The organism is Nonomuraea sp. NPDC050404 (assembly GCF_040655495.1).
Classification (GTDB): Bacteria; Actinomycetota; Actinomycetes; order Streptosporangiales; family Streptosporangiaceae; genus Nonomuraea.
Genome location: NZ_JBFAKB010000002.1, coordinates 321,624 through 347,966, shown reverse-complemented (window position 1 = coordinate 347,966; position 26,343 = coordinate 321,624). Strand labels below are relative to the sequence as shown.

The 26,343-nt window shown below is 71.2% G+C and carries 21 protein-coding genes; 11 read left to right on the top strand and 10 right to left on the bottom strand.

Translation table 11 applies throughout. The annotated features are described in order from the left end of the window. Positions 1–5 precede the first annotated feature (5 nt). Entirely contained in the window at positions 6–758 is a 753-nt protein-coding gene (locus AB0I81_RS06825) for an IclR family transcriptional regulator (protein WP_360651163.1), read from the top strand. Here AB0I81_RS06825 and AB0I81_RS06820 read toward each other — a convergent pair. Further along, a complete protein-coding gene (locus AB0I81_RS06820; protein ID WP_360651160.1) occupies positions 755–1,885 on the bottom strand; it encodes an FAD-dependent monooxygenase in 1,131 nt (376 codons plus the stop codon). The genes AB0I81_RS06825 and AB0I81_RS06820 overlap by 4 nt on opposite strands. Positions 1,886–1,947: 62 nt before the next feature. Between AB0I81_RS06820 and AB0I81_RS06815 the strand changes: the two genes are divergently transcribed. Further along, entirely contained in the window at positions 1,948–2,400 is a 453-nt protein-coding gene (locus AB0I81_RS06815; RefSeq protein WP_360651157.1) for a MarR family transcriptional regulator, read from the top strand. Here the strand turns inward: AB0I81_RS06815 and AB0I81_RS06810 are convergent. The 4 genes from AB0I81_RS06810 to AB0I81_RS06795 form a co-directional block, all read right to left on the bottom strand. Beyond that, entirely contained in the window at positions 2,393–2,611 is a 219-nt protein-coding gene (locus AB0I81_RS06810; RefSeq protein WP_360651154.1) for a hypothetical protein, read from the bottom strand. The two genes, AB0I81_RS06815 and AB0I81_RS06810, sit on opposite strands and share 8 nt — an antisense overlap. Before the next feature lie 167 nt (positions 2,612–2,778). Next, entirely contained in the window at positions 2,779–3,897 is a 1,119-nt protein-coding gene (locus AB0I81_RS06805; RefSeq protein ID WP_360651151.1) for a magnesium and cobalt transport protein CorA, read from the bottom strand. 19 nt (positions 3,898–3,916) lie between these two features. Continuing rightward, the gene (locus AB0I81_RS06800) at positions 3,917–4,390 is read right to left on the bottom strand and encodes a nuclear transport factor 2 family protein (RefSeq protein WP_360651148.1); all 474 of its coding nucleotides are present in this window, start codon (positions 4,388–4,390) and stop codon (positions 3,917–3,919) included. Further along, entirely contained in the window at positions 4,387–6,951 is a 2,565-nt protein-coding gene (locus AB0I81_RS06795; RefSeq protein WP_360651145.1) for an MXAN_6230/SCO0854 family RING domain-containing protein, read from the bottom strand. The genes AB0I81_RS06800 and AB0I81_RS06795 overlap by 4 nt, the downstream gene beginning before the upstream one ends. Before the next feature lie 332 nt (positions 6,952–7,283). Here AB0I81_RS06795 and AB0I81_RS06790 point away from each other — a divergent pair, with 332 nt between their 5' ends. Continuing rightward, positions 7,284–7,982 (top strand): M50 family metallopeptidase, encoded by a 699-nt coding sequence (locus AB0I81_RS06790; RefSeq protein ID WP_360651142.1) that lies wholly within the window; start codon positions 7,284–7,286, stop codon positions 7,980–7,982. A 47-nt stretch (positions 7,983–8,029) separates the two neighbouring features. After that, complete coding sequence (locus tag AB0I81_RS06785) at positions 8,030–9,778, top strand: protein kinase (protein WP_360651139.1); 1,749 nt, start codon at positions 8,030–8,032, stop codon at positions 9,776–9,778. A gap of 90 nt (positions 9,779–9,868) precedes the next feature. Here the strand turns inward: AB0I81_RS06785 and AB0I81_RS06780 are convergent, their stop codons facing one another. After that, positions 9,869–12,091: a thiamine pyrophosphate-dependent enzyme gene (locus AB0I81_RS06780; RefSeq protein ID WP_360651136.1), complete on the bottom strand. Its 2,223-nt coding sequence runs from the start codon at positions 12,089–12,091 to the stop codon at positions 9,869–9,871. A 197-nt stretch (positions 12,092–12,288) separates the two neighbouring features. On the opposite strand from AB0I81_RS06780, the gene AB0I81_RS06775 reads away from it, so the two are divergent. Next, entirely contained in the window at positions 12,289–13,620 is a 1,332-nt protein-coding gene (locus AB0I81_RS06775) for a hypothetical protein (protein WP_360651133.1), read from the top strand. 192 nt (positions 13,621–13,812) lie between these two features. On the opposite strand, the gene AB0I81_RS06770 is transcribed toward AB0I81_RS06775, so the two are convergent. The 4 genes from AB0I81_RS06770 to AB0I81_RS06755 all read right to left on the bottom strand — a co-directional run bounded on the left by AB0I81_RS06770 (position 13,813) and on the right by AB0I81_RS06755 (position 16,877). After that, positions 13,813–14,667 carry an ABC transporter permease gene (locus tag AB0I81_RS06770; RefSeq protein ID WP_360651130.1) on the bottom strand — a complete coding sequence of 285 codons (855 nt, stop codon included), beginning with the start codon at positions 14,665–14,667 and terminating at the stop codon, positions 13,813–13,815. A gap of 2 nt (positions 14,668–14,669) precedes the next feature. Beyond that, a complete protein-coding gene (locus AB0I81_RS06765; protein WP_360651127.1) occupies positions 14,670–15,650 on the bottom strand; it encodes an ATP-binding cassette domain-containing protein in 981 nt (326 codons plus the stop codon). Continuing rightward, a complete protein-coding gene (locus AB0I81_RS06760) occupies positions 15,651–16,142 on the bottom strand; it encodes a PadR family transcriptional regulator (protein ID WP_360651124.1) in 492 nt (163 codons plus the stop codon). A 132-nt stretch (positions 16,143–16,274) separates the two neighbouring features. After that, positions 16,275–16,877, bottom strand: coding sequence for a TetR/AcrR family transcriptional regulator (locus AB0I81_RS06755; RefSeq protein ID WP_360651121.1), 603 nt, complete (start codon positions 16,875–16,877; stop codon positions 16,275–16,277). Between the two features lie 61 nt (positions 16,878–16,938). On the opposite strand from AB0I81_RS06755, the gene AB0I81_RS06750 reads away from it, so the two are divergent. From AB0I81_RS06750 to AB0I81_RS06725, 6 genes are all read left to right on the top strand, one after another. Next, on the top strand, positions 16,939–18,510 hold the full coding sequence (locus AB0I81_RS06750; RefSeq protein WP_360651118.1) for a carboxyl transferase domain-containing protein: 1,572 nt from the start codon (positions 16,939–16,941) through the stop codon (positions 18,508–18,510). A gap of 3 nt (positions 18,511–18,513) precedes the next feature. Then, a complete protein-coding gene (locus AB0I81_RS06745) occupies positions 18,514–20,517 on the top strand; it encodes a biotin carboxylase N-terminal domain-containing protein (protein WP_360651115.1) in 2,004 nt (667 codons plus the stop codon). Further along, the gene (locus tag AB0I81_RS06740; protein WP_360651112.1) at positions 20,517–21,422 is read left to right on the top strand and encodes a hydroxymethylglutaryl-CoA lyase; all 906 of its coding nucleotides are present in this window, start codon (positions 20,517–20,519) and stop codon (positions 21,420–21,422) included. Before AB0I81_RS06745 ends, AB0I81_RS06740 begins: the two co-directional genes overlap by 1 nt. Before the next feature lie 3 nt (positions 21,423–21,425). Continuing rightward, positions 21,426–22,562 carry an acyl-CoA dehydrogenase family protein gene (locus AB0I81_RS06735; protein WP_360651109.1) on the top strand — a complete coding sequence of 379 codons (1,137 nt, stop codon included), beginning with the start codon at positions 21,426–21,428 and terminating at the stop codon, positions 22,560–22,562. A gap of 46 nt (positions 22,563–22,608) precedes the next feature. Continuing rightward, positions 22,609–23,043, top strand: a complete 435-nt coding sequence (locus AB0I81_RS06730; RefSeq protein WP_360651106.1) for a GNAT family N-acetyltransferase — start codon at positions 22,609–22,611, stop codon at positions 23,041–23,043. Positions 23,044–23,174: 131 nt separating this feature from the next. After that, positions 23,175–26,336: an AAA family ATPase gene (locus tag AB0I81_RS06725; protein ID WP_360651103.1), complete on the top strand. Its 3,162-nt coding sequence runs from the start codon at positions 23,175–23,177 to the stop codon at positions 26,334–26,336. Positions 26,337–26,343 lie beyond the last annotated feature (7 nt).

The following is a 26,343-nucleotide window of genomic DNA, read 5'->3' as shown; positions in this document are numbered from 1 at the left end:
TGCCCGTGAAGAACAGGCCCCCGTACGCGCTGGGTTCGGTGGACAACGCGCTGCTCATCCTGCACATGTTGCGTGACAGGGGGCGGGTCAAGGTCACCGACGTCGCGGGCGAGCTGGGCATCGCGCGCTCGACCGCGCACCGGCTGCTGGCCATGCTCGTCTACCGCAACTTCGCCGTGCAGGACGAGCAGCACACGTACCTGCCGGGCCCGTTCCTCGCCTCCGCGCCGCCCACCCCGGGCGGCCCGGCCCTGCGCGAGTTACGCGCCCGCACCAGACCCGCGATGGAGGCGCTCTGCACCCGGATCATGGAGACGGTGAACCTCATGGTCAGGGTGGGTACGGAGGTGCGCTTCCTGGACAGCGTGGAGTCCACGCAACCCCTGCACGTGACCGACAGGCGCGGCACGATCCTGCCCGCCCACCTGGCCTCGGGAGGCAAGGTCCTGCTCGCGGCCCTGCCCGAGGAGCACCTCTGGGAGCTCTACCCCGACCTCACCGAGGCGGAGCGGGCGACCCTGATCCGCGAGCTGGACGAGGCCCGCGTCCTCGGCCACGCCCTGAACGTCGAGGGCACCGAGCAGGGCGTCGCGGCCATCGGCGCCGCGTTGCGCAACGGCCGCGGAAACCCGGTGGGCGCATTGTCGATCTCGGTGCCCATGGCCAGGTTCTGCCTGGAGCGGGTGGGGCCGTACATCTGGGAGCTGCACCAGGCCGTCGCGGAGGCCGAGCAGGCGCTGATCGACTTCCCCGGCTAGCGCCGGCCGCCCTGCGTGAGGCGGTTGCTGAAACGGGCGAGCAGGCCGGTCTGCATCGTCTCCGGGAACAACCGGGCCAGCATCGGCGGGGTGCGCCAGTTGGCGGGGTTGCGCTTGGCCAGCCTGGAGACCAGGGAGATGTGGGGATAGCGCGCCGTCTCGTACGCGCGCAGCCGGGCCGCCACGTCGCCTCCCCCTCCATTGGCGAGCTCCCGCCCGAGCACCCACGCGTCCTCCAGGGTCTGGTTGGCCCCCTGCCCCAGGGTGGGCGGCATGGTGTGGGCGGCGTCGCCGGCCAGCGTGATGCGGCCCTCGCCCCACACGCGGCGGATCCTGTTCCAGTGGTGGCCGAAGAACTCGAGGTCGTCCTCGGTGGCGGCGGCCAGCACCTCGGGTACGGGCGAGGCCCAGTGCCCGAAGCGGCGGCGGAGTTCGGCCAGCGGCGCGGCGGGCCGCGGGTCGGCGGGGGACCAGCGCGTGTCGAACCACCACTGCAGCAGGCCCTTCCCGGCGGGCATGAGCCCGCAGGCCCCCTCGCGTCCCGAGATCATGAGGTGGCGGGAGGTGTCGGTGATCTCGATGTCGATCGGGCTGAGGCCCTGCCAGGTGCCGAAGGTGGCCGGCTGGACGGCGCCCTCACCCCACAGGGCACGCCGTACGACCGAGTGGTGGCCGTCGGCGCCGATGAGCAGGTCCGCCGTGGCCGTGGAGCCGTCGGTGAAGGTCGCGGTGACCCGGCTGTCGTCCTGGGCGACGCGTTCACAACCGACGCCGTACCGGATGAGGTCGCCGGGGAGCCCGGCGGCCAGCCGGTCGAGCAGGTCGCGGCAGGCGATCGACTGGGTGACGAACCCGTAGCGGTCGGCCGCATGGGCGACGTTCATGCTGGTACGCACCTTGCCGCCGGCGGTCAGCGCGTCGATCCTGTCGATCCGCGCGCCGGCGCCGTCCAGGCTGACACCGAGGTCGCTCAGAACGGCGTTGCCGTTGCTCCAGATCAGCACCGCCTTACCGCCCGTCCTGCGGGCGGCCGCCCGCTCGAAGATCCGCACCCGATGCCCGGCGGCCAGTAAGACTCGCGCGACGGCCAGGCCACCCACGCCGGCGCCGATGATGAGAGCGTCCATATCCTCTCCAATTCAGAGTATCTCCGATATGAAGATACATCGGCATGGAGTAGGTTGCGTGGGTGGGTCACGCACAACCAGAAGAAACGATCTTCAGCGAGTTCCTGATCGCGGTCATGCTGCACAACCAGGCCGTCGCCGACCGCCTCGGCCTGCAACCGGTGGACGTCGCCGCCGTCATGCTGCTGGAGATGCACGGACCGCTCGCCGTGGGCAAGATCGCCGAGGAACTGCGCCTGCCGTCCGCCTCGACGACGCGACTGATCGACAGACTGGAAAGGGCGGGCTACGCCCGGCGCGTACGCGGCGAACGCGACCGGCGCACCGTCACCGTGGAACTGGTCGAGGACGGGCTGGACGCCTACATCGCCGCCTGCCGGACCTCCCGGCGCCACCTGGACGAGATCGCCCGGCACTACGGGGCCGAACAGGTTCCGCTCCTGCTGAACCTGCTCTTCCGCGTCGGCGCCGCCTACCGCTCGGCCGCCGAGGACCTACGCGAGGACGCTACCTGAATCGGCCCTGGGGTCTCGCCGGGGGCGGATCGTCCACCATCGCCAGAGCCTGGGCGAACAGCCCCTCGAACGCCCGGTCCCACGCCAGGAAATCGGCCATCAGACGGTCCCCCTCGGTGCCGTCGATCAGACGGTTCAGGGTGGTCACGTCGTCCGCGTGCTCCTCGCGCAACCGCTCGATGCGCCGCCTGGCCGTGTCGATTCGCTCCATCGTCGCCCGCTCTCGTCCTGGAGCCGATTTTTCTGACGGCCGATGTGGCGGGAGGGGACGCCGGGCCGATGGCATCGTATTCGCCCGCAGGAGGCGGAGGGAACGGAATCCGGCCGACTTGGCTAAACGGTTATGGATGGACCGCCACGGCCGATCCCACGGGCTCGCTAGAGCCAGTCGCGGCGTTTGAAGACCGTGTAGAGGGTGATGCAGACGGCGGCCATGAGGACGATGGAGAATGGGTAGCCGAAGGCCCAGTGGGTTTCGGGCATGACGTCGAAGTTCATGCCGTAGACGGTGCCGACCAGGGTGGGGGCGAAGAGGATGGCGGCCCAGGCGGAGATCTTCTTGACCTCCTCGCCCTGCTGGATGCTGGCCTCCGTCATCCGTGCCATCTCCTCGTTCTGGGCCTGGGTCACCAGCGTGGAGTTGACGATCAGGATGTTCTGCAGCATCTGGCGGAACGACGAGATCCGCTCCGTGACGGTGATCGCGTGGTCGGCCACGTCGCGCAGGTAGCTCTGCAGTTCCTCGGTCACGCCGTACTTGCTCGCCCCCGCGATGAATCCGTGGATCATGCCGACCAGTGGCGCCGTGGCCCGCTGGAACTCGATCACCTCGCCCGACAGGTCGTACACGCGCCGCGACACCGACGGGTCGCCGCCGAAGACCTCGACCTCGATCTCCTCGATGTCCTTCTGCAACCCGGCCACCACGGGCGCGTAGCCGTCGACCACGGCGTCGAGGATGGCGTACAGGACGGCCTGCGGGCCCTGGCGCAGCAGGTCGGGGTCGGACTCCATGCGTTTGCGCACGGCCTGCAGGTCGGGGGCCTCGGAGTGGCGTACGGTGATCACGAAGTTGGGGCCGACGAAGACGTGCACCTCGCCGAAGGCGACCTCCTCCACGTCGTCCAGGTAGCGCGCGGCCCGCAGCACCACGAACAGGGTGTCGCCGTAGCGGTCGGCCTTGGGGCGCTGGGAGCCGACGATGGCGTCCTCCAGGGCCAGCTCGTGCAGCTCGAACTCCTCGCCGAGCTTGACCAGCTCCCATTCCTTCGGCCGGTAGAGCCCGATCCAGGCCATGGCGTCCGGCATCTGCTTGAGGCGTTCGAAGGCGTCGGCGAGCGAGCCGGGGTTGTCGATCCGCTCGCCGCCCTGGTAGATCGCGTTGTCGATGACCGTCGGCCGGTAGGGCCGCTCCTCCAGGGCGCGCGGGTCCATGGAGTGCTCGGGTGCCTGCTGGCGTACGTCCCGGCCCCGTTTGAACCCCTTCACCCTGGCCATGGCCCCTCCCGGAACCGGCCTACGCCGGACTCAAGCCGTTGAGCTGCGCGGCCGCGCGATCCCTGATGCTTTTGCGCCACATCGGTGTCCATCCGAACAGAAGCCCGTGGGGTCTGCCAAGAGCCATCTTCGACCAGCGTTTGAAGTCGAACTCGTCGTGGTGGCGCACGATCAGGTCGTCCTCGAACCTGAACAGCGCGTCTATCTCGTTGACCACCGGGCGTCCCGTGCTGGAGAAGGTGTAGCCGGAGGTCCAGTGCGCCGTCCCGGAGAAGTCGTCGGCGGTCACGTCGCAGTAGGTCGATCTCAGCCCGTCACGCACGCCGAGCTGCAGCCGCCACATCCTCATCACTCTGTCGCGCCCTTCGACCTCCTGGAAGATGGGGTCGCCGAAGCTGGCCTCGGGGTGGTAGCAGCGCTCCATGGCCGCGAAGTCCCCGCGGCCCAGAGCATCGTAGAAAGCGCTGATGAGCGCCACGTGCCGATCGTTCACGTCTCTATCAGATCACGTCCTGAGCGCCGGCTCGGCATGCGGTCCGGGGACAGGTCGGACAACAGGTCGGCGGCGTCCATGAGGCGGGCCGGGCCAAGGTCGTACGGGTGCAGCGCGTACACCCGCGCGCTCTCCGGCACCTCGACGTCACCCGACACCAGCACGGCCAGGTCCACGTCGGCGGGCGGGCCGGGCAGCGGGGGCGCGTCCGCGCGGGCGGTCAGCCGGGCGGCGAAGCCGGCGACGTCCTCGCCCGGCCGGCGCTCGTACCGTACGAGGCCGCCGTCGCGCCGCCGCACCACGACCTCGGCGGCACGGGCGGCGGCATGCCAGCACGCCACCTCCCACAACGTCACCCGATCGCCGAACGCGCTCTCCAGCGCCGCCCCCAGCGCGGCGAGCTCGTCGGTGTTGCCCGCCACGTTGTGCCCGTAGCCGGCGGCCGACAGGTTCAGGTCGGCCCAGCGCATCGTGCGCGTCCACAGGTCGGCCACCAGCGGCACCAGGATCTTGGCCGGCCCCGCCAGGTCGAACCGCTGCCGCACCGCGAGGGGGTCGAACAGGCCCTCCGGCCGCTCCATGAATCCGGCGTAACCGCGTACGAGCCGCTCGTACGGCACGTCGTTGTAGCTGAACACGATCGGCACCAGGTAGCGGCCCCGCAGCGCCCGCACGTCCACGTCGATGAACTCCGAGGCCCCGAGCGGTTCGGGCGCCGAGGTCAGGTCGCCGGAGTGGGTCAGGCCCCGGCCCGGCCGCAGCCGCGTGTAGTCGCACAGCATCTCGAAACGCCAGTTGCCGTCGAACACCGCCACCGACAGGTCCAGGTCCACCCGCGTGTCCTCGGGCTCGGCCCAGTGCAGGAAGAAGCGGAGCCGGTCGTGGTGGGGGATGGGCTGGACGCTGCCGCGGGCCAGGCGGACCAGGGCGGCGCTCGCCGTACGCTCCGACGTCGGCGCGACCAGGTCGGCCAGGCCCTCGTCGAGCAGCGCCCGGCGCAGCGGCGGCAGCAGGGCGGCCCGCCGCAGCAGCTCGCCGGTCAGCACCTGCCCGGCCTCCAGCACCACGCCGTCCGGTGCCGCCGGCCGCCGGTCGGGCGCGGTCCAGAAGCGGGCCGTGCCGCCCCGGGGCAGGAACAGCCTGGTCCCGCCCGGCGCGGTCCTGATCTGCCCGAGCGCCGCCAGCAGCACACCGGGCGCCACCCGCTCGGCCGCCTCACGCAGGAGCTGCGGCTTGGCCGTGTCCGGGGCCTGCCTGAGCAGGTGGGACAGGCGGCGCAGCAGCTCGCCCGGCCGCGTCGCCAGCAACTGCCAGACCTCGTCGTAGGCGCCCCGCGCCAGTGCCGACTCCACGCGGGAGGCGAAGGTGGCGGCGCGCAGCCGTCCGTCGTCGCGTACCTCCACGTCCTGGTGTTCGGCCGCGCGCTCCAGCAGCGCGCGGCCGAACGCGGTGCCCGCGTCCGGCCGGGTGCCGCGCAGGGCCGCGAACGCCAGCGCCGTCCCGGGGAAACGGGCGTGGTGCTCGTGCGGGTGCAGCGTCTCGGCCATGTGCTGCCACTGCGCCCGATGCCGCAGCAGGTCCTCCACCAGGTACGGCATCGCCTCCAGCCGCCCGAGTACGGCCCTGCGCACCGGGCGGGGCAACGACCGGTGGCGTACGGGCGGGGTGCGCAGGCCGGGGTCGGCGCCCATCAGCGCGTACAACACCCGCAACACGTCGGTGGCGGTGTCGGCGTGGCGGTCGAGCAGTTCGCTCGCGCCCCTGCCCAGCCCGTACGCCACCACCGCCGCCCTGGTTTCCTTCACCGGGATCGGCTTGGGCAGCCACGACAAGGACTGCGGCCAGTAGGTGTCCAGCAGGAGTTCCAGCTCGGCGCGTTCGTGCCCGGCCATGGGCGTGCGCCGCTCCAGCAGGGCCGTGGCCAGCTCGCGGCAGTCGGCGGCCGGGTCGGCGGACAACCGCAGCAGCGCCGTCGTGGTCACCGCGTCCCGGTCCACCGAGGCATGCCGCTCCGAGGGCCGCAGGAAGGGGTCGCCGAGGGAGATGCGGCGGTGGCAGATCGGGCAGGCGCTGAAGTCGGAGCCGTCCCAGCAGGCCCGGCACACCAGGTGCGCGCAGGGTGAGACCGGATGCACGGTCTCGACCTGCCCGCACAACACGCACGGCCGCACCCGGGTCTGCAGCAGCAGGCTGAACATCCGCCGTACGTAGAAGTCCTCGGTATCGACCGGCACACTGTCCGGAAATTTCCGGAAAAGGGGTACGTGCGAGTCGCTCGCCCCCAGCTCCTTCCGCAGACCGTGCAGCAGCAGCCGCCCCACCCGCGTCAGCCCCGCCACGTCCAGCCCGGCCAGCGCCCGGTACAACTCCCCGGACACCAGGAACCCCAGCTGCAGCAGCTCGAACTCCAGCGCCGCCACCCCTGAGGGCACATCGGCGTTCACCATGCCCAGCCGCCTGGGCAGCTTGCCCACGGGGGGAGGCGTACGGGACTCGGCCGCCAGCAGCGCGGGCGCGACCAGCCTGCGGCGGCGCAGCAGGACCTCACCGGCACCGTTCACCCGAACTCACCCCCGTCGCAACGAACGAAGAAACGTCAGGCCGCGCGGGAGATCCCGCGCGGCCTGGGCCGGCGGAGAGCGGGCACGCTGTTCATCCAAAGTGAAAGAGAAGGAAGCGCACCCAGGAGCCGCCTGCTCGGCACCCTACCCGGCGAGATCGCCAAATTCCCCCCAATTACCGCCCCGCCCCTCACCCGTCCGCCCTGCCAACGCTCGTCCGCCGCCCCTCGGCCACGGACCATCCGCCCGCGACGGACGTGTCGTCGCCTTGCCGGTACATCCCGACTTTCCGTGCACCGCCGAGCACGCCGACCGGTTAGGGTTTCTCCTCGATGGACAAGTTCTGGGCCCAACTGATCAAGGTTCAGTCAGACCCCGACCCCCGGGTCGTCCTGGGTGCTGCTCTGGCCGCGCTGCTGGTCGTCAGCTTCCGTATGCCCTGGCAGGTGTCCAGGGGGCTGATCACGATCGCCCACGAGGGCGGCCACGCCCTGATGGCGCTGCTCACCCGGCGCAAGCTCGAAGGCATCCGCCTGCACTCCGACACCTCGGGCGTGACGCTGACCAGGGGCAGGCCCACCGGTCCCGGCATGGTGCTGACCGCGCTGGCCGGCTACGTGGCGCCGCCGCTGCTGGGCCTGGGCGCCGCGTGGATGACCGAGCAGGGCCTCATCACGCTGCTGATCTGGGGCGTGCTGCTGCTCCTGGTCTGCATGCTGCTGCTGATCCGCAACCTGTACGGCGCGCTGATCCTGCTGGTCACGGGCGGCGCGGTGTTCGCCCTGATCATGTACGCGCCCGCGGTCGTCCAGCAGGGCGTGGCCCTGGCCGCGGCGTGGTTCCTGCTCTTCGGCGGGGTCCGGCCGATCATCGAGCTGCAGCGCAAACGGAGCAGGCGCCAGGCCAGAGACTCCGACGCGGACCAGCTCGCGAGGCTGACGTTCCTGCCCGGCGGGTTCTACGTGTTCTTCTTCCTGGTGGTGGCGCTGGCGTCCATCGCATTCGGCGCATACCTCATGAACCCCCTCTAGTCGCTGCATTTCCCATTAAGCTGCACAGGTAACCAGGGGAGAGTGCAGTGCTGCCAGTCGAGGACGCACCCGGCTACCGGGTACTCGATCAGGCCGGCCAAGGCGGATTCGCCGTCGTGTACCGCGCCTACCAGGAGCGCCTCGACCGGGTCGTGGCGCTGAAGGTGCTGTCCGTGGACCGGGTGGACCAGCGCACGATGCGCAGGTTCCAGCGCGAACTGCAGCTCACCGGCCGCCTCACCGGCCATCCGAACGTCGTGACCGTCTTCGACACCGGCGTGACCAGCTCCGGCAAGCCGTACATCGCGATGGACTTCTTCGAGAACGGCTGCCTGCGCGACAAGGTCCGCAAGGAGGGGCCGCTGCCGGTGCCCGACGTGCTGCGCGCGGGCGTGAAGCTGGCCGGCGCGCTGGCCGCCGTACACGAGGCGGGGGTCCTGCACGGCGACATCAAGCCGCAGAACATCCTCATCTCCCGGTACGGCGAGCTCGCGATCGCCGACTTCGGCGTGGCCAGGGTCGTGGACGCCGCGGAGGTCTCGCTCACCTCGCAGGCGTTCACCCCGCTGCACGCCGCCCCCGAGGTGCTCACCGGCCGGCCCCATTCGGCCTCGACCGACATCTACTCGCTCGGCTCGACCCTCTACCACCTGCTGGCCGGTCAGCCCGCCTTCCACAACCCGTCGGACCCGTCGATCGCGCCCCTGATGTACCGGGTGCTCAGCGTCGATCCGCCGCCGATCGACCGCCAGGACCTGCCGCCGGTGTTGTTCGAGACGGTCGCGCGGTCGATGGCCAAACAGCCCGAGAGGCGGTTCGGGTCGGCGCGCGAGCTGGCCAGGCACCTGCAGGCGGTGCAGGCGGAACTGGGCCTCCCGGTGACCGACCTCGTCGGCCAGGACCCCTCCCCGGCACCCACCACCACCGGCCACCAGGCCACACCCACGACCGGTCACCACGCCGCACCTACCACCGGCCACTACGGCGCGCCCACCACCGGCCAGTATGGCGCGCCCACGGTCGGCCACCAGGCCGCACCCACGACCGGCCACCACGCCCCGCCCACGTCCGGCCACCAGGCCATGCCCGCCGCAGGTCACCACGCCATGCCGGGCAACGGCCAGTTCCCGGTCACGGGCCAGCACCTCCCCCGGGCACAGACCGGCTCGCCCGCGACCCAGCCTCCGGCCCCCAGCCCTTACGCACCCGCGCCTTACCCGGGACCGGAGCAGCAGCACCCGCACCAGAACCAGCCCACCGGCGACCCGGCCCGGCCATCCCCGACGATCCCGCCCGCCGGCTCCTCTCGCGTCAAGAAGGGCATCCTGGTCGGCGGCGCGCTGGCGGTCGTGGCCAGCATCGGCACGGCCGTGACCGTCTATGTCTCACTCCGGTCCGCCACCACCACCCAGCCCCCGCAGACCGGCACCACCGCAGAGCCGTCCGGCGACCAGAACAACACCTCGGCCCCCATCGACAAGCAGGACGTCGCAGCCCTGAGCCCGCGCCAGGTCAAGGTGACCGCCGACCAGGGACAACTGGTGGAGCTGCGATGGTCGCTGCCCGCCGCCTCCCGCACCTACCCGGTGGTCCTCCAGCGCTCCCCGGCCGAAGGGGGCAACCCCACCATCACCGCACTCGGCCAGGGCACGACCACCACCCGCGTCGCGGGCCTGGACCCGGACAGCGGCTACTGCTTCCTGGTGGGTGTCCCGCTGGAGATCTCCCAGAAGTCCACCGTGGCCTGGTCCAAGCCGACCTGCATCAGAGGCGCGGTCGCAAAACCGACCCCGTAACCCCGATCGCAAACCGACCCCGTGACCCCGGTCGCAAAACCGACCCGTAAGCCCGGTCGCGACACCGACCCGGTGAGCACGCACCCAGGTTCAGCCCAGCAGCTTGCGTGCCGCCTGCTCGATCTCCTCCTCCGACAGCAACACATGATCGGCCGCCCCGCCGAGCGGAATGAAGCTGTCGGACGAGGTCACCCGCGCCACCGACCCGGTGAACCCGGCATCGAGCAGCTCGGCCACGATGCCCTCCGAGACGCCCCCGGTGCGTCGGGTCTCGTCGGCGATCAGTACGTTGCCGGTCAACTCGGCGGCCCGTACCAGATCCTCGACCGGCAGCGGCGACAACCAGCGCAGGTCGAGCACGCGGCAGCCGTACCCCTCCTGGGTGAGCCGCACCGCGGCCCGCAGGCTCATCCGCACCCCGTTGCCGAACGTCACGATCGTCAGATCGCGCCCGTCGCCGTAGGAACGCGCCCGCCCGATCGGCACGTGCGTCTCCGCCCACCGCGCGGGCGGCGCGTAGGGGGCGGTCCAGCCGTTGTCGCCCGCGTCGAACAGGTCGCGCGTGTTGTAGAGCGCGATCGGCTCCAGGAACACGCACACCGACCCCGCGGTACGGGCCGCCGCCAGGCACGTGCGCAGCATGGCCGAGGCGTCGTCGGGCCGCGCGGGCGAGGCGATGACCAGCCCCGGGATGTCGCGCAGCGCGCCCACCGCGTTGTCGTTGTGGAAGTGGCCGCCGAAGCCCTTCTGGTAGGCGTACCCGGCCACCCGTACCACCATCGGGTTGGTGTAGGCGCCGCGCGAGAAGAACGACAGCGTGGCCGCCTCGCCGCGGATCTGGTCGAGCGCGTTGTGCAGGTAGGCCAGGTACTGGATCTCCGGCACCGGCAGCAGCTTCGACACCCCGGAGCCGAGCGCGAGACCGAGGATCGCCTGCTCGTCGAGCAGCGTGTCGAACACCCGTCCCGCGCCGAAGCGCTTCTGCAGGCCCCTGGTCACGCCGTACACGCCGCCCTTCTTGGCGACGTCCTCCCCGAACACCGTCATTTCCGGATAGACGGCCAGCGCGTCGGCGAGCGTGCGGTTGATGGACTGCGAGAGCGTCATCGGCTTGTCGTTCTCCGGCAGCGCGCCGGCGAACGCCTTGTCCCTGACCGGGGCCGAGGCCGCCATCGGGCTGATCTTGGCGATCAGCTCGGGCCTGCGCGGCGCGATCGGCTCCATGATCTCCTTGGCTGAGCCGAGCCGCGGGCTGCGCGAGGTCTCAAGCGCGATCCGCAGCACGTGCTCGCGTGTGGACTCGTACGTCTTGAGCAGCCCTTCCGGCGTCTCCAGCCCGGCCTCCACCAGCAGCGCCGCCGTACGCAGCAGCGGGTCGCGCACGAGATCGGCCTTGATCTCCCGCTGCGTCCGGTACGAGGACTCCACGTCGGACCCCGCGTGCCCCATGAGCCGCACGGTCGACAGGTGCAGGAACGCGGGGGAGCGGTGCTCGCGTACGTGCGCGGCGGCGCGGGCGGCCGCGTCGTAGGCGTCGGCCAGGTCACAGCCGTCCGCGGCGAAGTACTCGAAGCCGGGCCGCCGCGCCGCCGCCTCCACCCACCCCTTGGGCGTACGCACGCTGATGCCGATGCCGTTGTCCTCGCACACGAGCAGCAGCGGCAGCCCCTGCCCCTGGTAGGTGGCGTAGGCGGCGGTGTTGAGGCCCGACAGGGCGCTGGCGTGGTTGAGCGAGGCGTCGCCGAAGCTGCACACCGCGACCGCGTCGTGCGGCCAGGCCGCGCCGCGGATGCCGAGCGCCCGCGCCCGCTCGATCGCGAACGCCACGCCCACGGCCCTGGGCAGGTGGCTGGCGATCGTCGAGGTCTGCGGGATGACGGCCAGGTCGGGATGGCCGAACACCTTGTGCCGCCCGCCCGCGATCGGCTCACCCGCCGCCGCGGTCAGCCCCATCAGCACGTCGCGGATGCCCTGCTCGGGCACCCGTCCCGCCTGCTCTGACCTGGTCAGGTAGAAGGCGCCCGAGCGGTAGTGGAGCAGCGCGGGGTCGGTGGGGCGCAGGACGGCCGCCACGGCCGCGTTGCCCTCGTGGCCGGCCGAGCCGATCGTGTAGTAGCCCTCGTCCCGCGCACGCAACCAGCGGGCCGCGATGTCGAGCAGCCGGCTGTCGAGTTGACGCCGGAACAGCGCCCGGCACTGCTCGCCGGTCAGGGATGTGCCCTCGTGGAGCGGTTGCCCCGGATCTCGCGCGGGGCCCGCCTCAAGCGTCGCAACCGCCTGGGTGAAGTGAGTCTCAACAGTGTCGCGCGCCACACACCGATTATGTCTTTGATCGGGGCTGACGTCTGCCGGACGCCGGTGACCGTTTGTGGAGCGGTCCGTTTGACCCCCGCCTATAACCATTTGTCAGAATCCCCAACCTTCCCGGCCGTACGCACGTCTACTTAGATGACACACGTGGCACCCTCAAGGCCGCGTTGAACCACTGGGGTCTCCAGAAAGGAACCCGCATGTTACAACGCATTCGTGTCGCCGCCCTCGTACTCGCGCTCGGCGCCGGGTCACTCGCCCTGGCCCCGACCGCGGCGACGGCGGCCGTCGCCCCGACCATCTCGGACGTGGGCATCAGCCCGAACCCGCCGATCGTCGTCTTCGACAACGACGTCAGCGTCACGTTCTCGTTCACCACGACGAACACCGACGCGGCCAGTCTCAAGCTCAACAACGACTCGGTCGCCATCAAGTCGGAGCCGGTCACCGGCGGGCTGAAGTGGACGGGCAGCAAGTCCTTCGGCGCGGGCGCCGCCGGCAAGTGGACCTACACCGCGACCGCCGCGGGCGAGGGCAACCCCGCCAAGACCGGCACGTTCGAGGTCGCCAAGGCGCTCACCACCCAGGTCGCCGACTTCGGCGCCAGGCCCGGCCTGGTCGACAAGGGCGACACCATCAGGGTTTCCGGCCGGCTCGTCGCCGATGGCAAGGGCTACGACGGCCAGAGCGTCTCCATCACCTTCCGCGATCGCGGTTCTGCCGACTACGGCGAGGTCACCAAGGTGACGACCGGCCGCGGCGGCTGGTTCGCCGCCCGGGTGGAGGCCAAGTCCACCGGCTACTGGCGCGCCGCGTTCGCCGCCACCGCCGTGGCCAGGGGCTCGGTCAGCGACAGCGACAGAGTGAACGTCAGGCGCGGCAACCTCGGCAGCCGCATCGTCGGCTTCGACGCCCGCCCGGGACGCGTGGACAAGGGCGACAAGATCACCCTCAGCGGCGCCCTGCGGGTCGAGGACCGCGGCTCTCTGCGCGGCCAGCGCGTCGGTATCTTCTTCAAGGCCGACGGCTCGCGCAGGTGGGAGTACGTCACCAGCGCCGTGACCGGCCGCCACGGCTTCTTCCGCGCCTCCGCCGAGGCCGTGACCTCCGGCTGGTGGCGCGCCGAGTACCGCGGCACCCGCGGCGTCAACGGCGCCGTCAGCCGGGCCGACCGGGTACGGGTCGACCAGCCCGCCCCGCCGCCCGCGGAGGAGAAGGCGGACACCCGCCTGATCAAGTTCAACGCCTATCCGGAGCCGGTCAAGCGCGGCAAATACCTGAGGTTCAGGGGCGTGCTGCAGGTCGATGACGAAGGCTCGTGGGAGGGCTACTCGGGCAAGGTGGCGCTGTTCTTCAAGCCGCTTGGCTCGCGCAAGTGGCAGTTCGTGAAGACGACGTGGGCCGGTGACAGCGGCCGGCTCTACACCAAGGCCAAGGCCTGGAAGTCCGGGCACTGGCGGTTCGTGTTCGGCGGCGACGAGGACACCCACGGCGACGACAGCGCCAGGGACTACGTCCGCGTGAAGCGCTGACCACCTGCCAAGGAACGAGGCCCACGGGACACCACCCTGGGCCTCGTTTCCTTCTGCGCCTTTAGTTGGGCAGTTTGGCGTCGATGCGAACGAGCAGGCCCTCCAGCCGGTCGAAGCGCCCGGGGAGGGAGAATTGTGAGCCGCGCGGCACATCTCTCCGTACAAGATCCACCGCAGTCGCGAAAGTCAGTTTCATTCGGCTTTTCTGAACTGCGCGACCGCCACCCCAAGCAACACCACCCCCAATCCCGCCACGATCCCCAGCTCCACCCCCACCGGCACCTGATAGTCGAACCACCGCACCCCCGGGTTCAGCATCGCCTCGGCCGCGGCCGGAACCTCCAGGTGGGAGAACACCGCCTGGCGCATCGGGTCCACCGCGTACGTCATCGGGTTGACCACGGTAAGCAGGTGCAGCCACGAGGGCAGGCCGGCAAGTGGGAACATCGCCCCGGACAGGAACATCATCGGCATGATCGCCATCTGCATCAGCCCGAAGAACGTCTGCATGTTCTTCATCCGAGCGGCCAGCGTCACCCCGAACGCCGTGATCGTGAACGCGGCCAGGAACATCTCCGCCAGCAGCGTGAGAAGGAGCCGGGGCGAGTAGGGCACCCCCACCAGGCCCGCCATCGCAAGGATGATGATCCCCTGACCGACGGCCACGAGGGCGCCGCCCAGGCACTTGCCGACCACGATCGCCCAGCGGGAGACCGGCGCGACCAGCATCTCGCGCAGGAAGCCGAACTCGCGGTCCCACACGATGGATCCGGCCGAGAACATGGCCGTCATGATCACGGTCATGGAGATCATGCCGGGGTACATGAACGTCCGGTAGTCGACGCCGGGGATCGAGCCGCGTACCAGCGACCCCAGCCCGGCCCCCATGACGAACAACCAGAGCACGGGCTGCACGAGCATCGACAACATGCGCGTGCGGTCGTTGGCGAAGCGCAGCATCTCGCGGTGCAGCACGATCTTGATGGCCCGGAGGTCGTGCCCGGCGCCGCGGGCGGGGATCCGGACGCTGATGGCCTCTGTCGCCATGACTACCGCCTCGCCATCGCTCTCATCCACGCCAGGTTGCCGTCGTCGGCCTCGGCGTCGCGGATCGTGGAACCGGTGTAGGAGATGAACACGTCATCGAGGGAGGGCCGCGACACGCTCACCGACTTGATCGGCATCCCGAGGCCGGCGAACAGCCGGGGCACGAACTCCTCGCCGGACGCCACCGCGAACGTCACCGCGCCCTCGCGCACGGCCGCCTCCAGCCCGAAGCGCTCCTGCAGCGCCTTGATCGCCTCGGTGTCGTCGTCGGTCTGGATCTGTACGCGGTCCTTGCCGACGCTGGCCTTCAGCTCCTCGGGCGAGTCGATGACGACGATGCGCCCGTGGTCGATGATCGCGATCCGGTCGCAGTACTCGGCCTCGTCCATGTAGTGGGTGGTCATGAAGATGGTGATGTCCTCGGTGAGCCGTAACTGGTTGATGTAGCCCCAGATGGCCGACCGGGTCTGCGGGTCGAGGCCGACGGTCGGCTCGTCGAGGAAGAGCACGCGCGGCGAGTGCAGCAGCCCGCGGGCGATCTCCAGCCGCCGTTTCATGCCGCCGGAGAACGTCATCACCTTGGCGTCCTTGCGGTCCCACAGCGCGACCATCTCCATGACCTGCCGGATCCGGTCGGCGACCAGGTGCTTGGGCACGCCGTACAACTCGGCGTGGAAGCGCAGGTTCTGCTCGGCGCTGAGGTAGCCGTCGAGGGTGGGGTCCTGGAAGACCAGGCCGATGTTCCTGCGTACCTCGTCGCGTTCGCGGACCACGTCGTGCCCGGCGACCGTGGCGCTGCCGCCGGTCGGGTTGGCCAGCGTGCAGAGCATGCTGATGGTGGTGGTCTTGCCGGCGCCGTTCGGGCCGAGGAAGCCGAAGACCTCGCCGGGGCGTACCTCGAAGTCGATGCCCTTGACCGCCTCGATCTTGCCGTACGCCTTCTTCAGCCCGCTCACGGTGATCGCCGGGTCCGTGGCGGACATTCAGTCCTCCGCGAGGATCTGGAAGACGGACTTGCGCGTCTGCTTGATCAGCTTCTTGGCCTCCGCCAGCTGCCGGTCGTCGCCCGTGCGGACCAGGTGGCCGAAGGCCTCGTTGAGCTGGGCCCACAGCAGGCGCAGCTCGTGGTGGTCGTCGGGGATCGTGCGCGCGACCTCTTCCCACGGGGCCTCTTCGGCATGCCTGGCGGCGCTCCCGCGGCCCTGGTCGGTCAGTCTGTACGTACGGCTCCCGCCCGACTCGTCCCCCGCGACCAGGCCCTCGTCCTCCAGTTGTTGCAACGCCGGATAGACCGACCCGGGGCTCGGCCGCCACACTCCGCGGCTGCGCTCCTCGATGCCCTGGATCATCTGGTAGCCGTTCTGCGGGCCCTCGTGCAGCAGGGCGAGCAGCGCCGCCCTGACGTCGCCGCGGCGGATCCGGGGGGAGGGCCGCTCGCCGGGGAACGGCGGCGCCTCAGGCGGCAGAGGCGGCATTGGGGGGAAGAGGGGTGGAGGGGCTTCCCAGAACTCGTGGTCGCGCATGATCGCCTCCAAACTATCGAGATAGCGCGACGATATATCTAGATAGTTGAGGCAACAAGGGCCCAAAAATGGGCTCCGCGAAAGTTAGTGATCCTTAACAGAGGCGGCGATGGCGGCGCGTGCCATCGCGCGCAACATCGGCCGCATGTCCTGCGCCGGCAGTTCCCCCGCGCTGTGCGGCGTCGAGTTGAGCAGCCCGAACACCGCGTGCGTGGCCGCGCGCAGCCGGGCGGCCGGGCAGCGCGGGTGCAGCTCGGCCAGCACCGTCACCCACTCCTCGACGTAGAGCCGCTGCAGCCGCCTGATCCGCCGGCGCGCGGGCTCCGGCACGTTGCCCAGCTCCCTGTCGTGCACCGTGATCAGCGCCGGATGCTCGATCGCGAACACGATCTGCACGTCGAGCAGCGCGTCCAGGACCTCTTCAGGGCTCTCGGACGCGGAGGTGGCGACCGTGACCGCCGACTCGCGCAACCGCGAGCTGACGTCGAGCAACATCTCCGACAGCAGCGCGTCCTTGCCGTCGAAGTGGCGGTAGAGGGCCGGGCCGGAGACGCCGACCGCGCCGCCGATGTCCTCGATCGAGACGCCGTGGAAACCGCGCGCCGCGAACAGCCCCGCGGCCGCCTCCAGGATCTCCCCGCGCCTGTTGCGCCGGTTGCGGGTAGGTGTCGCGGAGGCGGTGTTCACGTCTCACATGCTAGACGACCGCGTTAATGATGGCTAACATCCGTGCCATGGGAGGGGACGCATGAGCAGCGACTGGCCGGTGCTGAAGTCGGCCGCGGATCCCGGGAGCGAGGCGTACAAGGGCAACGCCGAGCTCAACGAGCGGCTCGCCGCCGAGTTGCTCGACCGGCTCGCGACCGCGGCGCTCGGCGGCCCCGAGCGGTCGCGGCGGCGTCACGTGGAGCGGGGCAAGCTGCTGCCGCGCGAGCGCGTGGACGGCCTGCTCGACCCCGGCTCCCGCTTCCTGGAGTTGTCGCCGCTGGCCGCGAACGGCCTCTACGACGACCAGGCGCCCGCCGCCGGCATCATCACCGGGGTCGGCCGGGTCTCGGGCCGCGAATGCGTGGTCGTGGCCAACGACGCCACCGTCAAGGGCGGCACGTACTACCCGATCACGGTCAAGAAGCACCTGCGCGCGCAGGAGGTGGCGCTGCTCAACCACCTGCCCTGCGTCTACCTCGTCGACTCCGGCGGCGCGTTCCTGCCCAGGCAGGACGAGGTCTTCCCCGACCGCGAGCACTTCGGCCGCATCTTCTACAACCAGGCCACGATGTCGGCGCGGGGCATCCCGCAGATCGCCGCCGTGCTCGGCTCGTGCACCGCCGGCGGCGCGTACGTGCCCGCCATGAGCGACGAGGCGGTCATCGTACGCGACCAGGGCACGATCTTCCTGGGCGGCCCGCCGCTGGTGAAGGCGGCCACCGGCGAGGAGGTCACCGCCGAGGAGCTGGGCGGCGGCGACCTGCACGCGCGCGTCAGCGGCGTCACCGACCACCTGGCCGAGGACGACGCGCACGCGCTGGCCATCGTCCGCGACATCGTCTCCACGCTGGCCCCGCGCGCCCCCCGGCCCTGGGAGACGATCGCGCCCGAGCCGCCCCGGCACGACCCGCGCGACCTGTACGGCATCGTGCCCGCCGACACCCGCCGGCCGTACGACGTGCACGAGGTGATCGCCAGGATCGTGGACGGCTCCCGCTTCCTGCCGTTCAAGGCCGAGTACGGATCGACGCTCGTCACCGGCTTCGCCCACATCCACGGCCACCCGGTCGGGATCGTGGCCAACAACGGCATCCTGTTCGGCGAGTCGGCGATGAAGGGCGCGCACTTCATCGAGCTGTGCGACCAGCGCCGCATCCCGCTGCTCTTCCTGCAGAACATCAGCGGGTTCATGGTCGGCAAGGCGTACGAGGCGGGCGGCATCGCCAAGCACGGCGCCAAGATGGTGACGGCCGTGGCGTGCGCCAGGGTGCCCAAGTTCACGGTCGTGATCGGGGGGTCGTTCGGGGCGGGGAACTACGCGATGGCGGGGCGGGCGTACTCGCCCAGGTTCCTGTGGATGTGGCCGAACGCCCGCATCTCGGTCATGGGCGGCGAACAGGCCGCCAACGTGCTCACCACCGTTGGCGACGCCGACCCCGACGCGATCAGGGCCCAGTACGAGAACCAGGGCAATCCCTACTACTCCACGGCCAGGCTCTGGGACGACGGCGTGATCGACCCGCTCGACACCCGCACCGTCCTCGGCCTGGCGCTGTCCGCGGCGGCCAACGCGCCGCTCGAACCCGCCGGTTTCGGCGTCTTCCGGATGTGACGCATGTTGTTCGACCGTGTTCTGATCGCCAACAGGGGTGAGATCGCCGTACGGATCGCGCGCACGCTGCGCCGGCTCGGCATCGAGTCCGTGGCCGTGCACACGCCGTCCGACGCGGCGGCCGGGCACGTGCGGGAAGCCGACATCGCCCTCGAAGTGACGAAATATCTTGATATTGAGGCGATTGTCGGGGCGGCGCTCGCCTCGGGGGCGCGGGCCGTACATCCCGGTTATGGTTTCCTCGCCGAGAACGCCGCGTTCGCGCGGCGCTGCTCGGAGGCGGGGCTCGTGTTCGTCGGGCCTTCCGCGCGGGCCATCGAGGAGATGGGCGACAAGATCCGCGCCAAGGCCACCGTGTCGGCCGCCGGGGTGCCCGTGGTGCCCGGCGCGACCGAACCGGGGCTGGAGGAGTGGCGCGACTTCCCCGCCCTGATCAAGCCGTCCGCCGGGGGCGGCGGCAAGGGCATGGTGCTGGTGCGCTCGGCCGCCGAACTGCCCGAGGCGCTGGAGTCCGCCCGCCGTACGGCACGGGCGGCGTTCGGCGACGACACCCTGCTGATCGAGCGGTACGTCGAGAACCCCCGCCACATCGAGATCCAGGTCCTGGCCGACACCCACGGCAACACCGTGCACCTGGGCGAGCGTGAGTGCAGCCTGCAGCGCAGGCACCAGAAGATCATCGAGGAGGCCCCGTCGCCCTTCGTCGGCCCGGAGACGCGGGCCCGCATGGGGGCGGCGGCGGTGGAGGCCGCGCGGGCGGTCAGCTACGTGGGCGCGGGCACGGTCGAGTTCATCGTGGACGGGACCACCGGCGAGCACCACTTCATGGAGATGAACACCCGGCTGCAGGTCGAGCACCCGGTCACCGAGCTGGTCACCGGCCTGGACCTGGTGGAGCTGCAGCTCAGGGTCGCGGCGGGGGAGCGGCTGCCGTTCGGGCAGCGGGACGTGCGGCTGGACGGGCACGCGGTGGAGGCCCGGGTGTACGCCGAGGACCCCGCGCGCGGCTTCCTGCCAACGGGCGGCCGGGTCCTGGCACTGCGCGAACCGGGCGACGCGGGACCGGACCCGGGGAGTGCGGACTCGGGGCGTCCGGACTCGGGGCGTCCGGATCCGGGGCGTGCGGTCGTCCGGGTGGACTCGGGGCTGGTCGAGGGCGGTGTCGTCGGCAGCGAGTTCGACCCCATGTTGTCCAAGACCGTGGCCTGGGCGCCCGACCGGGCCTCCGCGCTGCGGGCGCTGGACCGGGCGCTGGCCCGTACGGCGGTGCTGGGCGTGGTGACCAACGTGCCGTTCCTGCGGGCCCTGGTCGCGCATTCGGCCGTCGCGGCGGGCGAGCTCGACACCGGCCTGGTCGAACGGGTCCTGCCCGAACTGCTGCTCCCCGAGGCGGAGCCGCCGGGGGAGGTGGTGGCCGCCGCCGCGCTGGTCTTCCACGCCATGCCCCAGGGCGACGACCCGTGGGAGGTCACCGACGGCTGGCGGGTCGGCGAGCGGGCGTGGACGACGTGGCGGCTGGAGTCCAGGGACGGCGTGCACGCGGTCCAGGTGCGCGGCCTGCCGGAAAAATCCGCCGAAGTCGTGATAGACGGCCACGTGGTGCCCGCGCGGATCCGGCTCGACGGCCGGGAGTTGGCCGTCACGATCGCCGGGCGTACCGAACGCCACCTGTGCGTACGCGACGGCGACACCCTCTGGCTGGGCCACGACGGCGCGTCCTGGTCGCTCACCCGCCACCACCTCGGCGACCCGGGAGACCGCGCGGACGCCGCACAGGCGGCCGACGGCGTGGTCAGGAGCCCCATGCCCGGCACCGTCCTGGTGGTCAAGGCCCAGCCGGGCGACCGGGTCGACGCGGGACAGCCGCTGGTCATCGTCGAGGCCATGAAAATGGAGCACACCGTCACGGCCCCGCGCGACGGCGTGGTCTCTGAGCTGCCCGTGCAGGCCGGCCAGCCGGTCGACATGGACGCCGTGCTGGCCGTGATCACCGCTGAGGAGCCGTGATGCCGTACCCCATGCGAGATCTTCCGCACCAGGTCACGATCTACGAGGTCGGCCCGCGCGACGGGCTGCAGAACGAGTCCTCGGTCGTGCCCGTCGAGGTGAAGGCCGAGTTCATCGGCCGGCTCGCGGACGCGGGACACAAGGTGATCGAGGCGACCAGCTTCGTGCACCCCAAATGGGTGCCGCAACTCGCCGACGCCGACGAGCTGCTGCGGCTGCTGCACAGGAAGCCGGGCGTGCGCTACCCCGTGCTGGTGCCGAACGCGCGCGGCCTCGACCGCGCGCTGGACCTGGGCGTGGACGAGATCGCGATCTTCGCCAGCGCCACCGAGACGTTCGCCGCCAAGAACCTGAACCGCAGCCTGGAGAGCCAGTTCGACATGTTCGAGCCGGTCGTGGCCAAGGCACTGGACAACGGGATCAAGGTGCGGGCGTACGTGTCGATGTGCTTCGGCGACCCCTGGGAGGGGCCGACGCCGATCGCGCAGGTGGTCACGGTCGGGGAGCGGCTGCTCGGGCTCGGCTGCTACGAGCTGTCGCTCGGCGACACGATCGGCGTCGGCACGCCCGGCCACGTCACCGAGCTGATCGGCGCCTTCCGCCGGCCGGAGCGGCTGGCCGTGCACTTCCACGACACCTACGGGCAGGCGCTGTCCAACACCCTGGCCGCGCTCAGAGCGGGCGTCACCACCGTGGACGCCTCCACGGGCGGCATCGGCGGCTGCCCCTACGCCGAGTCGGCCACCGGCAACCTCGCCACCGAGGACCTGGTCTGGATGTTGCGCGGACTCGGCATCGAGACCGGCCTCGACCTGGGCAAGCTCGTGTCCACCAGCACATGGCTGGCCGGGCTGCTCGGCCGCCCCAGTCCGTCCCGCGTCGTACAGGCGCTGTCGAAAGGCTGAGACATGCTCACTGACGAGTACGAAGAGCTGCGCAAGACGGTCGAGGCGTTCTCCCGCGAGGTGGTCGCGCCGGTCATCGGCGGCTTCTACGAGCGGGAGGAGTTCCCGTACGACATCGTGCGCCAGATGGGCGCGATGGGACTGTTCGGCCTGCCCCTGCCCGAGGAGCACGGCGGGATGGGCGGCGACTACTTCGCCCTCTGCCTGGCACTGGAGGAACTGGCCAGGGTCGACTCCAGCGTGGCGGTCACGCTGGAGGCCGCGGTGTCGCTGGGCATGATGCCGATCTTCCGGTACGGCACCGCCGAGCAGCGCGCGGCCTGGCTGCCCCGGCTGGCCTCGGGGGAGATGCTGGGCGCGTTCGGGCTGACCGAGCCGGGCGGCGGCTCCGACGTGACGGGCGGCATGCGCACCACGGCCACCATCGACGGCCGCGAATGGGTGATCAACGGGTCGAAGGCGTTCATCACCAACAGCGGCACCGACATCACGGGCGTCATCGGCGTGGCCGCGCTCACCGGCGAGCGGGAGATCTCCACGATCCTCGTGCCGAGCGGCACACCGGGGTTCACCGTGTCGAAGAAGTACTCCAAGGTCGGCTGGAACGCCTCCGACACCCGCGAGCTGTCCTTCACCGACTGCCGCGTGCCCGTGGAGAACCTGCTGGGCGAGCGCGGCCGCGGCTACGCCCAGTTCCTGCAGACCCTCGACGAGGGCCGCGTCGCGATCGCGGCGATCGGCGTGGGGCTGGCGCAGGGCTGCGTGGACGAGTGCCTGAAGTACGTCAGGGAACGCCGGGCCTTCGGCCACCCGATCGGCCACTACCAGGCCATCCAGTTCAAGATCGCCGACATGGAGGCCCGCGCGCACACCGCCCGCCTGGCCTACTACCACGCGGCGGAGAAGCTGCTGGCCGGGGTGCCGATCAAGAAGGAGGCGGCGATCGCCAAGCTGGTCTCCTCCAACGCGGCGATGGACAACGCCCGGGAGGCGACGCAGGTCTTCGGCGGGTACGGCTTCATGAACGAGTTCCCCGTCGGCCGCTTCTACCGCGACGCCAAGATACTGGAGATCGGGGAGGGCACCAGTGAGGTGCAGCGCATGCTCATCGCCCGGCAGCTCGGGCTCGGTGACCTGTGAACGGGTGTTTGCATGAGCCGGGAGCGACGATCTAGTGTCGTTGTTCATGACGGCTGACGATCTTCTCATCAGGAGGGCGGAGAAGGCGGACGCGGACGAGGTGTTCGCGCTGGCCAGCGAGTTCGGTCTGACCTTCAGGCCGGAACGCGAAGCCTTCGACGCCGCGCTGCCCGCGCTGCTGGCCAACGACGACGCCCTGCTGCTCGCCGCCGTCGTGGGCGGGCGGGTACGCGGTTACCTGCTGGGATTCGTGCACCTGACGCTGTTCGCCAACGGGCCGGTGGCCTGGGTGGAGGAGGCCATGGTGCAGTCGGGGTCGCGGCGGCAGGGGATCGGGCGGGCGCTGCTGGAGGAGTTCGAGCGGTGGGCCCGGTCGCGCGAGGCCGGGTACGTGGCGATGGCGACGCGGCGGGCGCCGGAGTTCTACCACGCGCTGCAGTACGAGGCGTCGGCCACCTTCTTCCGCAAGGTCCTGCGCTGATCCCTTCCCTGGGCTTTTCTGGGGCGGGCGTTTCCGCCGTGCGCCGATCATTCTGGGATGAACGGTTCCGCCGTGCGCTGATCCCCCACGGGACGGACGTTTCTGTCGTGCGCGGATGGCATCCTTAGGGCGTGAGTATCCATGCCGTGAGCCCCCTGTTCGTCGGGCGTGCCCGCGAGCTCGCCGCTCTCGGTGACGCCCTGGTCAGAACGCGCGCCGGAGCCTCCTCCACCGTGCTCGTCGGCGGCGAGGCCGGGGTCGGCAAGACACGGCTGATCAACGAGTTCACCCGGCACCGGGCCGACGACGCGCGTGTGCTCGTCGGCGGCTGCCTGGAGCTGGGCACCGAGGGCCTGCCGTTCGCGCCGTTCACCGCCGTGCTGCGCGGGCTCGTGCGCGAGCTGGGCAGCGACGGCGTGGCCGCGCTGCTGCCCGGCGGCAACGCGCGCGGGCTGGCGAGACTGCTGCCCGAGTTCGGTGAGCCGGGCAAGGACGGGGCCGAGGCCAGGGCGCGGCTGTTCGAGCAGGTGCTCGGGCTGCTGGAGCGGCTGGCGGAAGAGCGTCCCGTGGTGCTGATCGTGGAGGACGCCCACTGGGCCGACCGTTCCACCCGCGACCTGCTGACGTTCCTGGTCCGCTACCAGCGTACGGCGGCGCGCCTGCTCCTCGTGGTGACCTACCGCACCGACGAGCTGCACCGCACCCACCCGCTGCGCCCGCTGCTCGCCGAGCTGGGCCGGGTCCAGTGGGTGACCAGGGCCGAGCTGCGCAGGCTCACCCGCAGGGAGGCGGTGGCCCTGGCGGCCGGCATCCTGGAGCGCGAGCCGTCCGCCGGCGACATGGATCTGATCTACTCGCGCAGCGAGGGCAACCCGCTGTTCGTCGAGGCGCTGCTCAGCGAGTCCGGCGGCGGCGCGCCGCTGCCCGAGTCGCTGCGCGACCTGCTGCTGGCCAGCGTCGAGCGGCTGCCGGAGGAGACGCAGGAGCTGCTGCGGGTGGCCAGCGCCGGCGGGCAGCGCATCGAGCACGACCTGCTCAGCGCCGTCGCGGGGCTCGACGAGGCCGCCCTGTCCCGCGCGCTGCGCCCGGCCGTGGCCGGCAACGTGCTCGTGGTGGACGGCGAGGGCTACGCCTTCCGGCACGCGCTCATCCGCGAGGCGCTCCACGACGACCTGCTGCCCGGCGAGCACATCCGCCTGCACACCCGCTACGCCGAGGCCCTGGAGCGCGACCTGTCGATCCTGCCCGCCCCGCGCGGCGCGATCGAGCTGGCCCACCACTGGCACTCCGCCCACGACTCCACCTGGGCGCTGGTCAGCGCCTGGCACGCGGCCGACGCCGCCCGCAGGTCCACCGCCTACGACGAGCAACTGCGGATGCTTTCCAGGGTGCTGGAGTTGTGGGACCAGGTGCCCGACGCGGCCGAGCGCATCGGCACCGACCGGATCGGCGTGCTCAAGCAGACCGCCACCGTCGCCCACCTGGCAGGCGAGTACGAACGCAGCATCGCCATGGCCACCGCCGCCCTGGACGCCCTCGACCTCGACGCCGACCCGGTCACGGCGGCCATGCTGCTGCGCCAGCGCGGCCTGACCCGCTACGACCTGAGCCGCCCCGGCCACCTCGAAGACCTGCGCCAGGCGGCCGGCCTCGTGCCCGACGACCAGCCCAAACTCCGTGGCCAGGTGCTGGAGAGCCTGTCGCGCATGCTCCACCGCCGTGCGGAACTGCCGGAGCGGCAGGCCACCGCCAGGCTCGCCATGGAGATCGGCCACGCGGTGGGCGACCCGAGCGTCGAGGCCCACGCGCTGATCAGCCTCACCTGGGGGCACGCCTGCTACTCCGACATGGACACGCAGCTCGAAGCGTTCGCGGAAGCCCGCCGGATCGCCCAGCGCGACGACGCCTACAACGCGCTGATGCGCTGCGCGATCTCCGAGTCCGACGCGCTGGAGGGCGCCGGCCTGCACGAGCGGGCCGCGCGGGTCGCCCGTGAGGGCGTCGAGGAGTCGGCGCACTACGGCCTGGCGCGCACCTCCGGCACGTTCCTGTCGATCAACCTGGCCGAGCCGCTGGTGTCGCTCGGGCGCTGGGACGAGGCGCTCCAGGTGGTCGAGCACGCCCTCGACCTCGCGCCGCCCGCGCCGTACCGGGCCAGCCTGCAGGGGTTCGGCACCGACATCGCGATGGCGCGGGGGCAGTTCGACCGGGCGGAGAAGCTGCTGGAGTCCTCGCGCAGCGTGTTGTCGCGTGGCTCCTACCGGGATCAGACGGTGTTGCCGCATCTGTGCAGGGAGATCGCGCTGTTGCAGGCGCGGGGGCAGCTGGAGCAGGCGGTGGAGATGGCGGCGCGGGCGCTGGAGGAGCGCGACCTGCTGAGCAGTCCGCGTTACTCCTGGCCGGTGCTGGTGACCATCGCGCAGCTCATCTGGGCCGTGGTGCCGTCACCCCGCCCCCACGACGCCTTGGTGGCCGCCGAACTCGGCAGCACCGGCCTGGACGGCAGCGTCCCGGACGGCAGCGTCCCGGACGGCGGCGCTGCGGCTGGCGGTGCTGCGGCTGGTGGCGCTGGGGCCGGTGGTGCAGCGATTGGTGGTGCCAGGGCTGGTGCTGCCGGGGCCGGTGGCGTTCCGGAGGGCAGCGTTCCGGACGGCGGAGGGCTCGGGGCGCTGGCGCGGTATGCGTTGTCGCTGGTGACGCGGCTTCGGGAGCTCGGGCGGGAGCTTGAGGTGCAGGGCGGGCTGCAGCAGGCGCACCGGCTGACCTTCACCGCCCTGACCGGCCCCGAGAAACTGTCGGCGGACACGGCGGTGCCGGTTGGCTGGCGGTTTGAGGCGTGGGACCTGGCCGTGGGGGCGTGGGAGGCGCTGCGGCAGCCGTACGCCGAGGCGCGGTGCCTGGTGGCGGCGGCGCAGGCGGCGCTGGCGGCCGGTGACCGGCAGGGTGCGGCGGCGCGGCTGGCGAGGGCCCGTGAGCTGGCTCGCGAGCTCGGTGCCACGCCGTTGCTGGAGCAGCTCGACGTCTTCGGACGGCGGGCCAGGATCGGCGGCGGGAGCACCTCCTCGGAGGAAGGTGCCGAGGGGCAGCCTCTGGGGCTCACTGCCCGGGAGCTGGAGGTGCTGCGCGAGGTGGCGAACGGGCGGAGCAACCGGGAGATCGCGGAGAAGCTGGTCATCTCGGTGAAGACGGTGAGCGTGCACGTGTCCAACATCCTGGCCAAGCTGGAGGTCGCCACGAGGGGCGAGGCGGCGGCCAAGGCCCACCGCCTGCACCTGTTCGACGCGGCACCCTGACCCAGGA